Source organism: Pseudarthrobacter sp. RHLT3-21 (assembly GCF_059383495.1).
The window spans coordinates 21,503-34,504 of record NZ_JBWZCI010000033.1 but is presented as its reverse complement, the minus strand read 5'-3'; the positions used below and the strand labels follow the sequence as shown (position 1 = coordinate 34,504).

Genomic DNA, 13,002 nt, shown 5'->3' with positions numbered 1-13,002 from the left:
CGTCGGGGCCGATCACTTCGACGGCTTTGCGCACCAGGACCCGGCGTACCGGCTCGGGCTTCCACGGTGAGGACGAGACGAACTGCTGCAACTGCTGGTAATCAATCCCTAGCCGGCCGCCCATCGGCTGCATGGATTTCCGCCGGCCGTCCAGCATCAGACCGTGTAAGTACAGGTTCCCCTTGTTTCGCTGATCCGCCCGTGGAAGGGAGGCGAACACATCCGCCACGAACGCTTCCAACTCAGTCCTGGTCTCGGCAAGCTCATCGGGTTTCATGCCTCGAAAATTAACAGGATCGATCAGGGATTAAAAGCCGCCACGCCGGACCTAACTAAGTACTACTAGCGTGAGGGGAGGGTAGGTCGTCCAGCCCGGGGCTACTCGGGGGTTGCTTTGGCTGCTCCGCTGAGCTGGGTCCACCAGGTCATGGGCGCGGTGACTTTGAACCGGCGTCCGGTCACAGTTCCCGGGCTCACCCGGACAAACGTGTCCTTCTTCCCGGCCTGCCATGGGAAGAGGTACAGGGCCGCGGAGTCCAGGATGCCCTCGGTTCCTGCAATGGCCTTCGCCTGCCCCTTGACCACCACGCTCCAGGCCAGACCACTGACGGCATCCACGCCGTCGGCCTCCAGTGCCACAGCGGCACCCCCTGAGGCGGCGGCCAGCTTGGTTCCAGCGCCGGTGCGGAACACTAACGTTCCGCCATCCACCGTGTAGTTGATGGGGAAGATATCAGGCTGGCCGTCCGCCAGGACGGCCAGCCTGCCTACGGAGACCGTCCGCAACAGGGCCCAGCACTCGTGGTGTTCCAGGTTCTGGACCTGGGACGTTGACTCGCTGGAGTTGGACTCGCTGGACATTGGATCGCTGGACGTTGCTTCGCTGCTCATGCCGCCGAGCCTACGCCCTACACCCCGGCCAGGACAGTGTCCTTCTACCAGGGGCTGGGCTTGTAGTCCTTAAGGAAGACCCCGTACTGGTCCTCGCCGTTTTCGCCCATCACGATCGGATCGTAGACGCGGGCGGCACCGTCCACCAGGTCCAGGGGCGCGTGGAAGCCCTCCTCCATAAGCCGGACCTTGGTGAAGTGCGGGCGTTCGTCGGTAATCCAGCCGGTGTCCACCGCGGTCATCAGGATCCCGTCAGCGTCCAGCATTTCCTGGGCACTGGTCCGGGTCATCATGTTCAGGGCTGCCTTGGCCATGTTGGTGTGCGGATGTCCGGGGCCCTTGTAGGCCCGCGAGAACTGGCCTTCCATGGCGGAGACGTTGACAATGTACTTCCGGTGCGCCGTGGAGCGTTTCATGGCATCCCGGAGCCTGCTGACGAGCAGGAACGGGGCCGTGACGTTGCAGAGCTGCACTTCGAGCATTTCCAGGGGGTCAACCTCGTCCACCACCTGGGTCCAGCTGTTGATGTCGGCCAGGTCCGGGACGAGCCCGCCGGCGTCGATCGCTGTACCGGCGGCGATCCGCTCCAGCGAGGCCGAACCGGTGGAGAGCGCCAGTGACGTGATGGCGTCACCGGCCAACACCGGGTGATCGGTGACACTGCTCGCCAGGGCGAGGGGGTGTTTGTCGTGGGCGTGGCCGAACGTCACCAGTTCCGGTCCGCCGTTGGCCGGCTCCAGCGCGGCGGGCAACGGCTCGTCCTCGGCGTCCACCAGGGGCTTGTAGGCGTTGCCGGATCGCCGCACGGTCTGGGCGGCGTTGTTGATGATGATGTCCAGGGGGCCCGCGGCGTTGAGCGAATCCGTCAGGGCCATGACCTGTGACGGGTCGCGCAGGTCGATGCCCACAATCCGGAGCCGGTGCAGCCAGTCGCCGCTGTCCTCCATTGCCGCGAACCGGCGCGCCGCGTCTTTGGGGAACCGGGTGGTGATGGTGGTGTGGGCGCCGTCCCGGAGCAAACGCAGCGCGATGTACATGCCGATTTTGGCGCGCCCGCCGGTGAGCAGCGCACGCCGGCCTGTCAGGTCGGTGCGGGCATCCCGCTTGCTGTGGCTGAAGGCGGCGCATTCCGGGCAGAGCTGATGATAAAAAGCGTCCACCTGCGTGTAGTGCTTCTTGCAGATGTAGCAGGGCCGGGAACGGATCAGGTGCCCCGCCACCTTGCCCGTCGCCGACGTCTCCAGCTTGTTGCCGCGGGTCTCGTCGTCGATCCGGTCCGGTGCTGCCGTAGCGGTCTGGGCGATGACGGCCCGGTCGGCTTCGGAGATCAGGTCCCGCTTGGTCACGCGGCGGTGACGCTTCACGGCCTTGAACATCTTCCCGGTGGCACGGCGCACCGAGACATAGTCAGGGTGTTCCTCGTCATAGACGTGGATGGTGTTCAAAACCTTGAGGCAGGCCTGGATTTCCTCAGGCGTCAGATCGGGGGAGCTCATTGTACCGATTTTACAGCCTGGGGAAGATCCGGCCTGACAGCGTCCAGCGGTTTGCTGTCCTGCCGGGCCTGCCCGTCCCGCGCCTAGGCGCGGCGGCTGCCGGCTGCGGCCTGCGAGGCTGATTGGGCGTGGACGGCAGCGACCTGCTCCACTGATTCGCGGATTTCGGGGTAGTTGGCCGTGGCTGCCTTGACGGCATCCGGTACCAGGTGGAGGTTTCTGGCGGCGAGCGCCCGTTCCTCGTCCCCGGGCTCAGGCACCAGCTGGCCCTTGGCAAGCACCGTAATACCGGATTCCGTCACCTTGAACCCGCGGGCGCGGTCCAGTTCGTGGTCCAGGCCAATCGCGGCGCCGGCCGGGACCTTCACGTTTTTGTCCAGGATGGCACGGTTGACCACCGCGCCTTCGCCGATGTTCACCTTGTCCATCAGGACCGAGTCGATGACCCTGCTGCCGTTCCCCACAAAAACGTCGTTGGAGAGGACTGATCCTTCCACCACACCGCCGGAGACCACCACGCCGTTGGACACGATGGAGTCCAGGGCCGTGCCCACGGTGTCGCGTTCCCCGCGGACGAACTTGGCGGGCGGGGAGATGCTCTGGCGCGTGTAGATGGGCCATTCAGAGTTGTAGAGGTTGAACACAGGCAACGGCGAGATGAGGTCAATATGGGCGTCGTAGAACGAATCAATGGTGCCGACGTCGCGCCAGTAGGTCCGGTCGCGTTCCGTGGACCCGGGAATGTCGTTGAGGGTGAAGTCATAGACTCCCGCCTCACCCTGGCTGACGAAGTAGGGGATGATGTCCCCGCCCATGTCGTGCTTGGTATCGAGCCGTTCGGCGTCGACGTGGAGCGCATCCACCAACGCGTCAGCATCGAAAACGTAATTGCCCATGGAAGCCAGGAACTGCGTGGGATCAGCGGCCAGGCCGGGAGTTGTGGCGGGCTTCTCCACAAATGCGGCGATCTTCTGCGGGTCCTCCTGGTCCACCTCGATCACACCGAACTGGTTGGCCATGCTCAACGGCTGGCGCACGGCGGCCACAGTGGCCTTGGCTCCGCTGAGCACATGCTGCTCCACCATCTGGGCGAAGTCCATGCGGTACACGTGGTCCGCACCAACCACAACGACGATGTCGGGATTGGCGTCATGGATCAGGTTCAGGGACTGGTAGATGGCGTTGGCGCTGCCGAGGAACCAGCTCTTGCCGACGCGCTGCTGCGCCGGCACGGACGCCACATAGTTGCCCAGCTGCGTTGACATCCGCCAGGTCTCGGAAATATGGCGGTCAAGGCTGTGGGACTTGTACTGGGTCAGCACCACAATCTGCAAGTAGCGTGAATTCACCAGGTTGGACAGCGCAAAGTCGATCAGCCGGTAACTGCCGGCAAAAGGCACGGCAGGTTTCGCCCGGTCTGCCGTCAATGGCATCAGCCGGTTTCCCTCGCCGCCCGCGAGGACAATGGCCAGGACTCTTTTGTTCAACGGCATGGTGGTCGCTCCTGTACGCCTTCGTAACTCCCCAAACAGTCCGGCATGCCCGGACTCCTTCACACTAGAACAGATAGTGCGGAACGACTACCTTGGGTAACGTGCGAATAGACATTGTGACTAAAGAGTTCCCGCCCGAGATCTACGGAGGCGCCGGAGTCCACGTGGCCGAATTGAGCAGGGTGCTTAGCAAGCATGTTGACCTGCAGGTTCGTGCCTTCGGGGCCCCCCGCGACGCCGATTACCACGGTGCCGGGGTGACCTCCTATTCCGTTCCCGAAGACCTGGGCTCGGCCAACGCCGCCGTCCAGACGCTCGGGGTGGACCTGCGCATCGTCCCGGACGTCGCCGGGGCCGATCTGGTCCATTCGCACACCTGGTATGCGAACATGGCCGGCCATCTGGCGTCGCTGCTCCACGGCATCCCGCACGTCTTGAGCGCCCACAGCCTGGAGCCCTTGAGGCCGTGGAAGGCTGAGCAGCTTGGCGGCGGCTACGCGTTGTCCTCCTGGGTGGAGAAAACCGCGTACGAGGCGGCAGCGGCGATCATCGCCGTTTCCGAAGGCATGCGCCAGGACATCCTCCGCAGCTACCCCGATGTTGACCCTGCCAAAGTCCGGGTGGTCCACAACGGCATCGACGTCGAACTGTGGCAGCGCGACGAAAACCAGGATGTCGTCCGCGCCCTGGGCATTGACCCGGACAAGCCCAGCGTGGTGTTTGTCGGACGCAACACGCGCCAGAAGGGTGTGCCGTACCTGCTGCGTGCCGCCGCCAAGCTTCCGGCCGACGTGCAGCTCGTGCTGTGCCTTGGGGCGGCGGATACCCCCGAGCTCGCCGCAGACACTGTACGCCTGATCGAGGAGCTGCAGAGCCAGCGGACCGGCGTCGTCCTGATCGAACGGATGCTGCCGCGGAACGAACTCATCCAGGTCCTCAGCCACGCCACGGCGTTCGCCTGCCCGTCCATCTACGAACCGCTGGGCATCGTCAACCTCGAGGCAATGGCCTGCGGTGCTGCTGTTGTGGCCAGCGCTACGGGCGGCATTCCTGAGGTGGTCCAGCACGGCCACACGGGGCTTTTGGTGGCTCTTGAGCAGGTCACCGACGGCACCGGCACACCGCTGGATCCGGAGAAGTTCGTGACGGAATTTGCCGCCGCACTGACGGAGGTGGTGTCCGATCCCGAACGGGCACGTGCCATGGGCCAGGCCGGCCGCCGCCGCGCGGAGGAGCACTTCTCCTGGGAATCCATCACCGAGACCACCCTTGAGGTCTACCGCTCAGTGCTTCCTGACGGACAGCAGTAACAACAGCACTACTGACCAACAACGCACGACGGCGCCGCTCCCCACCGAGGGGGAGCGGCGCCGTCGTGCGCTACCCGCGAATGCAACGCGGAGCGGGCAGTCAGTTCCGCTGGCTGCGGCCACCGGCTGAGGTGCGCGCCAGCAGCACCTTTTCGTCGACGGGTGCGTTGCCGCTGGCCCGCTGCGCCCTGACGTGCGCGCGGGCCTCGTCCTGCCGGGCCTTCTCGGCACCGGTGGCGATGGCGGCGCGCACGTGCTCGTCGCCGTACCCGAAGGCGTCCACAAGGTCCAGCGCGTGCGGCCTGATCTTGACCAGGAGCCGGTTGATGTAATCACCCACAGTGCGTGCCCGCTGCATGGAGAGCCGGCCGTTCATGAGGTACCACGACAGGTTCTTTTCGATCAGCGACAGGCCGAAAAGGTCGCGCAGCCATGTCAGGACCCGCTTGGTGCCGGGGTCCGTGACATCTTCCAGCGCTTCCGTGAACGCCTCCCATTGCAGGAGCTCGGCGTGCGCCTGGGCGGCATCGATCAGCTCGTTCTGGTGCTGGTTGAAGAGTGCCGCTCCCTTTTCGACGGGCAGCTTATTGGCGCCTTTCAGGGCCGCCCCAACGTCAGCCACCATGGTCTGGACGCGGTCCGTCAGGAGGGCGCGCTGGCCTTCCTCGTCCCGGAGCGCAATAGCAGCCTTCTGGACAGATCCGGTATCGGCGACAAACTGCGCCACCTGCCGCAGGCCGGTGCGGTGGATCGCCGCGCCCGTTGCCTGGGCCACCACGTAGCGTGCCAGCACGCCGAAATCGACATTCCTGAACTCCTTGGCATAGTCGGCCAGGAGGCGCTTGGCCACAAGCTGGAGCAGGACCGTGTTGTCGCCCTCAAAGGTGACGTAGACGTCCAGGTCCGCGCGGAGGGAGGCGAAACGGTTTTCGATCAGGAAGCCGGCGCCACCGCACGCCTCACGGCATTCCTGCAGCGTATCCAAGGCATGCCAGGTGCTCAGCGGCTTCAGGGCTGCGGCGAGTGTCTCCAGGTCCTGCCGGTCCTCATCGGTATCGTGGGCGCCGGAAAAGACGTCGTCGAACTTCTGGAGGAGCTGCTCGTGCGCGAAGCCCGCGGCATACGTCGTGGCCAGCCGGGTAAACAAGCGCCGCTGGTGGCGCTGGTAGTCCAGGAGGACCTCTTCGTCCGTGTGGGACGACGCATTGAACTGGCGGCGTTCGGTGGCGTAGCGGATGGCTGCTGTCAGGGCAACCTTCGACGCCGCCACGGCGGCGCCGTCCAGGGACACGCGGCCCTGGACGAGGGTTCCCAGCATGGTGAAAAAGCGGCGGCCGGGGCTGGCAATGGACGACGTGTAGGTCCCGTCGGGTGCCACATCGCCGTAGCGGTTCAGGAGGTTCGTGCGGGGGATGCGGACGTTGTCGAAATGCAGCCGGCCGTTGTCGATCCCGTTGAGGCCGCCCTTGACGCCGTCGTCCTCGCCACCGATCCCGGGCAGGAACTCCTTTGTTTCGGGGTCCCGGAGGTCAACGTAGAAGGCGTGCACACCATGATTAACGCCGTTGGTCACCAGCTGGGCGAAGACAACAGCGGCGAGGCCGTCGATGGCTGCGTTGCCAATGTAGTCCTTCCACGCAGCACGGAACGGTGTGTGGACCACAAATTCCTGGGTTTCGGCGTTGTACGTCGCCGTGGTGGCGATGCTGGCCACATCGGAACCGTGGCCGGTCTCCGTCATGGCAAAGCAGCCGGGGATCTCCAGGCTCATGATGCCCGGCAGCCATTTGTTGTGGTGCTCCTGCGTGCCGAGGTGCATCACGGCCGAGCCAAAGAGGCCCCACTGGACACCGGCCTTGATCTGCAGGGACGGGTCGGCGGTGACCAGCTCCTCGAACCTGGCCACGTTGCCGCCGTGATCATCCGCACCGCCCAGTGCCGCCGGGAAGGCCCGCTGCACAGCGTTGTGGTCCACCAGGAACTTCAACTGGCCGAACGCCCGTGACCGGTGTTCGGTGTGCGTCAGTCCTTCGATCTTGTGCAACGCAGGGTCTCCGGCCAGCACGCGCGACTGCCTGCGGGATTCCGCCCACTTGCCCAGGAGCTGCTCGCCGAGCGCTGCAACGTCGACGGCGGGCTGCGCCGCCGTTCCCTGGCCGGCGGTGGGGCCGGTTACGGCTGCGTTCGTTACGGCTGTGTTGGTTACGGCTGTATTCGTTACGGCGGCGTCCGGGCCGGTGGGACGGTCCACTACTTCGGTCATGTCAATGTCCTTCGTTGGTTCTGACAGGAGGGTGTGAGGTTCTTTGGGCGGAATCATGGCGCGCTGGCAGGGTTAAGCTCGGGGGCGATTCCCACGCATAACCAGGCCGTGATTTGGCGGGCCATGGCTTCCTGGTCCGGCTTCGCCGCCGAATCAGGTGTGCTGAGCCATTGCTCGCCGGCATTTCGGACCAGGCCGATGGCCGCCGTGGGCCAGTACCCGATCACCGCTTCCTTGCCATCGCCGAGGTGGGTCCGCATCGGTGCGGCGATCATCTCCGCGATGGAATCGAAGAAATGGCCCAGGGCTCCTGAAATGGCCACCGATCCATGGGGGCCGTCCGCGTCCACCGGTGCATAGCGGGTGACGAAGCTGTAGACGTTGGGGCTGGTTTCCGCCATCTGGAGATAGGCCGAGATCATGGCCAGCAGCCCCTCCCGGGGGGTTTGGGCACCCTGGGCCGCTTCGCGGATCTTGCGCTGCATCTGGCTCAGGACAACTTCCCCGACGGCGTGCTGCAGGCCGGCTTTGTCGCCGAAATAGCGGTAGAAGACTGACTTCGAAGTTCCGGCAGCCGCGGCAATCTCCTCCATGGAGGCGTCACTGCCCAGCGCGTGGACAGCCCGCCGTGCGGACTTGATGAGCTCCCGGCGTCGCTCCTCCCGGTGGGTCTGCCAGCGGGCCGAGCGGCCATCGGCATTTCCGCCGGCAGCCGGCGTCGGGGCTTCTGAGTGGAGGTTGTTCACGATACTCAGCGTATCAGGTACGCTGGGTATCGGTAACCGTCGCAGATCAGAGGAGTCACCCATGTCCGTCAATGGACAGTCCGGCACCGGACCCCACGAATTCGCCAGCCCCACGATGTCCGGCGCGGCGCGCCCAGTCCGCCGGGCCGTGATTGTGGGTGGAAACCGGATCCCGTTTGCCCGGTCCGGCGGGGCCTACACGAAGTCTTCCAACCAGGACATGCTCACCGCCGCACTGGACGGTCTTATCGCCAGGTTTGGCCTCCAGGATGAGCGGATCGGCGAGGTTGCGGCGGGAGCCGTGCTCAAGCACTCCCGGGACTTCAACCTCACCCGCGAGGCAGTCCTGGGTTCAGCGTTGTCGGCGGAGACCCCGGCCTATGACCTTCAGCAGGCGTGCGCCACCGGCCTCGAAACGGTGTTGGGCCTGGCCAACAAGATCAAGCTGGGCCAGATCGATTCCGCGATCGCAGGCGGTGTGGACTCGGCGTCGGATGCCCCTATTGCTGTCAGTGAAGGCCTCCGCGAGGTGCTCCTGGACCTGAACCGCGCCAAGACCCTTCCCCAGCGCCTGCAGGTGCTCAGCCGGCTGCGTCCCAAGGACCTGGCCCCCGATGCTCCGAGCACGGGGGAGCCGCGTACGGGCCTGTCCATGGGTGAGCATCAGGCGCTGACCACCGCGCAGTGGAACATTTCGCGCGAGGCGCAGGATGAGCTGGCTTTCAACAGCCACCGCAACCTTTCCGCCGCCTATGACGCGGGTTTCTTCGATGACCTCCTGACGCCGTACCGCGGCCTCGCCAAGGACTCCAACCTGAGGGCGGACACCACGCTGGAGAAGTTGGCAACACTCAAGCCCGTCTTCGGAAAGAACCTGGGCGCCGAGGCCACCATGACGGCGGGAAACTCCACGCCGCTGACCGACGGGGCATCCACGGTCCTGCTCGCATCCGAAAACTGGGCTGACGCCCATGACCTGCCGAAGCTCGCCACCGTAGTGGATGGTGAAGCTGCCGCTGTGGACTTCGTCCATGGCAAGGACGGCCTGCTTATGGCCCCCGCGTTCGCGGTCCCGAGGCTGCTGGCCCGCAACGGACTGACCCTGGACGACTTCGACTATTTTGAGATCCATGAAGCGTTCGCCGGCACCGTCCTGAGCACACTGGCCGCCTGGGAGGATGAGGAGTTCGGCCGCACCCGGCTGGGACTCGATGGCGCCTTCGGCAGCATCGACCGCACCAAGCTGAACGTCAATGGCTCCTCCCTGGCCGCAGGCCACCCGTTCGCGGCCACCGGCGGACGCATCGTCGCCTCGCTAGCCAAGATGCTGCAGGCCAAGGGCACCGTCGACGGAAGGCCGGCACGCGGTCTCATTTCCATCTGCGCCGCCGGCGGCCAGGGCGTCGTCGCAATTCTCGAAGCACTCTAGGGGCACCGGATGACGGACAAATACACCACCCTGGTCAACCAGGGCCTGGGCAGGAACATCGCCAAGCGGCTGGGCCTGCCCCAGCCCGCGCTGCTGCGCCGGTACAAGCCGGGCCAGCCCTTGGTTGTCGGTCCCGTCCTGGTCCAGGGCAACACCGCCGGAGCCGACCAATTGGCCGCCACGCTCCTTTCCTGGGACCTTGACGTCCGGCGCCACGCAGTGCCCCGCGAAAAGCTGGGCGCGATCATTCTGGTCCTGGATGAGCTGTCCCGGCCCGAAGACCTTGAAAAGCCCGTGCTGTCCGCGGCGTCCTCGCTGCGTGATCTCGGACCGAGCGCCCGCATTATCACCATCTCCCGGCCTGCCGCGGAAACAGCGTCCCCTGCACAGTCGGCTGCCCGGCAAGGCGTGGATGGCTTCCTGCGTTCTCTGGCCAAGGAACTCCGGGCCGGCGCAACAGCAAACGGCATCGTCCTGGCCGAGGGAGTGCAGAGCACCAGCCCCAGCGCCCTTGCCGCCCTGCGGTTCTTCCTGTCCGGCCGGTCGGCATTTGTGGACGGCCAGTTCCTGGCGGTCTCCACCGGCGAAGGCCACCTGCCCCCTGACTTCGAGAAGCCGCTCGCCGGCAAGATTGCCGTGGTCACCGGCGCAGCCCGCGGCATCGGTGCAGCTATTGCCCGGACCCTCCACCGGGACGGGGCCACCCTGGTCCTCGTTGACATCCCCTCAGCCGGGGACCATCTTGCTGCTGTTGCCAACGAAGTCCGCGGCACGGCGCTTCAACTGGATATCAGCAGCGCAGACGCCGGCCAGCGGATCATCGACCACGCCGTGCAGCGTCACGGCCGCCTGGACATCGTCATCCACAACGCCGGCATTACCCGGGACAAGCTGCTGGCCAACATGGACCACGCCCGCTGGAGCTCCGTCCTCAACATCAATATTGCAGCCCAGCTCAGAATCAACGAGGCGCTCCTGGCCTCTGAACACTTCCGGAATTCACCACGGATTGTTTCGGTTGCATCCACCAGCGGCATAGCGGGCAACCGCGGTCAGACCAACTACGCTGCCTCCAAGGGCGGGGTGATGGGTATGGTGCGCGCGTCTGCGCCCCTTCTGGCGGAGAACGGCGGGAGCATCAACGCGGTGGCACCGGGCTTCATCGAAACAGACATGACAGCGCGGATCCCGTTTGCCGTCCGGGAAGTGGGCCGGCGGCTGAATTCCCTGCAGCAGGGAGGCCAACCGTCCGACGTCGCGGAGGCCATTGCCTTCCTGGCGAGCGACGCCGCCGGCGGCATCAACGGCGACGTGCTGCGGGTCTGCGGACAGAACCTGGTGGGGGCATGAGTACGGTCCAGCCGGTCATCCTGGGGGAGATACCGTCCCTGTCCAAGCTGTACGTCAATGCCGCCGCGCAGGCGGCGCGACGCCGCGTGCTGGGCACCCACAACGGATCAAGCCTGCCGGCCACCGGCCACGAAGTGCGTGGGGTAACGGCCGACGTCGGGAACCTCACCGCGTACCAGCACCTCATTGGGCTGACTGCCAGGGACACCCTGCCGGCCGGCTATCTCCACGCACTGGCATTCCCGCTGGCCATGAGTGTGATGAACCGCGACGATTTCCCGCTACCGCTCCTGGGCATGATCCACCTCAGCAACCATGTGGAACAGCGGTCGCCGGTGCTCTTCTCCGAAGCCCTGGACATCCAGGCCAAGGTCGAGAACCTGCAGGGTCACCGGGCCGGCACACAACTTGACGTGGTAGCCGAGATCCGTGGCGCCGGTACGCCGGACATCAAATGGACAGGGCGTTCCTCCTACCTTGCCAAGGGCGTATTCCTCCCCGGCATTGATAAACCGACCCCCCACAACGGCCAAACCGAATTCACGCCGCCGGACCCCACCGCGATTTGGCATTTGGGGGTCGATACGGGCCGCGCGTATGCAGCCGTTTCAGGTGACTTCAACCCGATCCACCTGAGCGTGCTCTCGGCCAAAGCCCTGGGCATGCGACGCTCCATCGCGCACGGCATGTACCTGGCCTCGAGGGCCCTCGCGGACGTCGGTCCGGCCAAAGGCGAAACGTTCACGTGGGATGTCACGTTCGAGGCGCCCGTGTTCCTGCCGGCCCGCGTTGCGCTGGAAATCACCACCGGGCAGACGCCCGGCGAAGGCTGGCAGGGGTCCGAATTTATGGCGTGGAATCCCCGCTCGGGCCGCCGGCACTTCAGCGGCTCCGTGGCACCGCTCTAGGACGCCGGCCGCACGGCCCGGAGAACCCGGTGGAGGCTCAGCAGGATGGACTCAGACGCTGTCACAGCCGAATCTGCCTGCGCCCGCTCCGCAACCGCTGCCATGCCGGCCTCCACCGCTGACTTCGCGGCGGCAAAGAGCCGGTGCTGGTCTGCTTCATCCCCGCCGTCGAACGAGGCCAGGAGTTCACCGGTGGCGGTCATGGCCGATGCCAGCGGTGAACTGTCTTCGAAAGGCACCGTGTACGGTGCGTCGTCTGTCCAGATGACGTCGGACAGGACTTCAGTCATGTCCTGGATGTGGAACGTCACCCGCTCCAGATCACGAAGGTTGCGGTAGTCGAGATCCACATCGCGGGGATGGAACCGGCGGCGCGGATTGGCGCGTCGGCTCGCGTCAGCCTCCTGGACGAGATGCCGGACCGTGCTGGCCGCTTCGGCCAGCTCGGCGGACCGGCGGGACCAGTCCTCATGCTCCGGAGGCCACTTTTCAGTCAGTGCCGCTCCCATATCAGTCAGTTGCCGCCCGAGGGCCAGCCGGAGTTTGCCCAGGCTGGCGGCAGCCGCGTTGAAGTGCAGGGGAGGAAACACCAGGAAGTTGACGGCGATGCCCACCGCGACGCCGACGCCCATCTGGATAAGGTAGCCAAAGGAAAAGTCGTCCCGGTCGCTTCCGCCCACGAGGAGAACCAGCAGCGCCGCCGTCGGAATCCAATCGCTGCCGGAGCCGATTCGGGGGAGCCCGCCGAGCAGCACACCGATTCCCATAACCACCGCAACGGTCAGCGGTGACGGATCACCGACACTGACCAGCGCAAAGGCGAGCCCAATACCCAGGGCGAGGCCGACGAGCGCCTGGAGACCCTGCCGGAAAGATCCGGCCAAATTGCGGTACATCGACACCAGCGCCCCGAGCGGCGCGTAGTACGGATACTCGGCAGCGGATCCCGGCATCAGCGGGGCAATGGCGAAGGCGAGGCCGGCGGCCAGGGCTGCTTTCGACGCAAGCTGCAGGCGCTGTACCGTGAATGCCGACGAGAGACCGGCCACCGAATTCCTCAGGAGTCGGGATCCAGCGGCGGGCCGGCGCTGCGGCTGCGCTTGAGTGTCACCCATC

11 protein-coding genes are annotated in these 13,002 nt (G+C 65.6%); 4 read left to right on the top strand and 7 right to left on the bottom strand.

Annotated elements, in window-relative coordinates; translation table 11 throughout:
* The 4 genes from AC50YA_RS21485 to glgC all read right to left on the bottom strand — a co-directional run.
* The coding region (locus AC50YA_RS21485) for a transposase (RefSeq protein WP_494983988.1) at positions 1–277 on the bottom strand (277 nt) is incomplete at its 3' end.
* A 101-nt stretch (positions 278–378) separates the two neighbouring features.
* Positions 379–861 (bottom strand): pyridoxamine 5'-phosphate oxidase family protein, encoded by a 483-nt coding sequence (locus AC50YA_RS21480; protein ID WP_494984210.1) that lies wholly within the window; start codon positions 859–861, stop codon positions 379–381.
* Positions 862–935: 74 nt separating this feature from the next.
* Positions 936–2,387, bottom strand: a complete 1,452-nt coding sequence (locus AC50YA_RS21475) for an SDR family NAD(P)-dependent oxidoreductase (RefSeq protein ID WP_494984207.1) — start codon at positions 2,385–2,387, stop codon at positions 936–938.
* Positions 2,388–2,470: 83 nt separating this feature from the next.
* The gene (gene glgC / locus AC50YA_RS21470) at positions 2,471–3,880 is read right to left on the bottom strand and encodes a glucose-1-phosphate adenylyltransferase (RefSeq protein WP_494984206.1); all 1,410 of its coding nucleotides are present in this window, start codon (positions 3,878–3,880) and stop codon (positions 2,471–2,473) included.
* 101 nt (positions 3,881–3,981) lie between these two features.
* On the opposite strand from glgC, the gene glgA reads away from it, so the two are divergent.
* Positions 3,982–5,190, top strand: a complete 1,209-nt coding sequence (gene glgA / locus AC50YA_RS21465) for a glycogen synthase (RefSeq protein ID WP_494984205.1) — start codon at positions 3,982–3,984, stop codon at positions 5,188–5,190.
* Positions 5,191–5,290: 100 nt separating this feature from the next.
* On the opposite strand, the gene AC50YA_RS21460 is transcribed toward glgA, so the two are convergent.
* Both AC50YA_RS21460 and AC50YA_RS21455 read right to left on the bottom strand, forming a co-directional pair.
* Complete coding sequence (locus tag AC50YA_RS21460) at positions 5,291–7,453, bottom strand: acyl-CoA dehydrogenase family protein (RefSeq protein WP_494984204.1); 2,163 nt, start codon at positions 7,451–7,453, stop codon at positions 5,291–5,293.
* Between the two features lie 53 nt (positions 7,454–7,506).
* Entirely contained in the window at positions 7,507–8,199 is a 693-nt protein-coding gene (locus AC50YA_RS21455) for a TetR/AcrR family transcriptional regulator (RefSeq protein WP_494984203.1), read from the bottom strand.
* Between the two features lie 61 nt (positions 8,200–8,260).
* Between AC50YA_RS21455 and AC50YA_RS21450 the strand changes: the two genes are divergently transcribed.
* The 3 genes from AC50YA_RS21450 to AC50YA_RS21440 are packed head-to-tail and all read left to right on the top strand — an operon-like array spanning position 8,261 to position 11,886.
* Positions 8,261–9,628, top strand: a complete 1,368-nt coding sequence (locus AC50YA_RS21450) for an acetyl-CoA C-acetyltransferase (protein ID WP_494984202.1) — start codon at positions 8,261–8,263, stop codon at positions 9,626–9,628.
* 9 nt (positions 9,629–9,637) lie between these two features.
* Positions 9,638–10,978 carry a 3-oxoacyl-ACP reductase gene (locus AC50YA_RS21445; protein WP_494984201.1) on the top strand — a complete coding sequence of 447 codons (1,341 nt, stop codon included), beginning with the start codon at positions 9,638–9,640 and terminating at the stop codon, positions 10,976–10,978.
* Complete coding sequence (locus AC50YA_RS21440) at positions 10,975–11,886, top strand: MaoC family dehydratase (RefSeq protein WP_494984200.1); 912 nt, start codon at positions 10,975–10,977, stop codon at positions 11,884–11,886. The genes AC50YA_RS21445 and AC50YA_RS21440 overlap by 4 nt, the downstream gene beginning before the upstream one ends.
* On the opposite strand, the gene AC50YA_RS21435 is transcribed toward AC50YA_RS21440, so the two are convergent.
* Positions 11,883–12,935, bottom strand: coding sequence for an FUSC family protein (locus AC50YA_RS21435; protein ID WP_494984209.1), 1,053 nt, complete (start codon positions 12,933–12,935; stop codon positions 11,883–11,885). The two genes, AC50YA_RS21440 and AC50YA_RS21435, sit on opposite strands and share 4 nt — an antisense overlap.
* Positions 12,936–13,002: the final 67 nt, after the last annotated feature.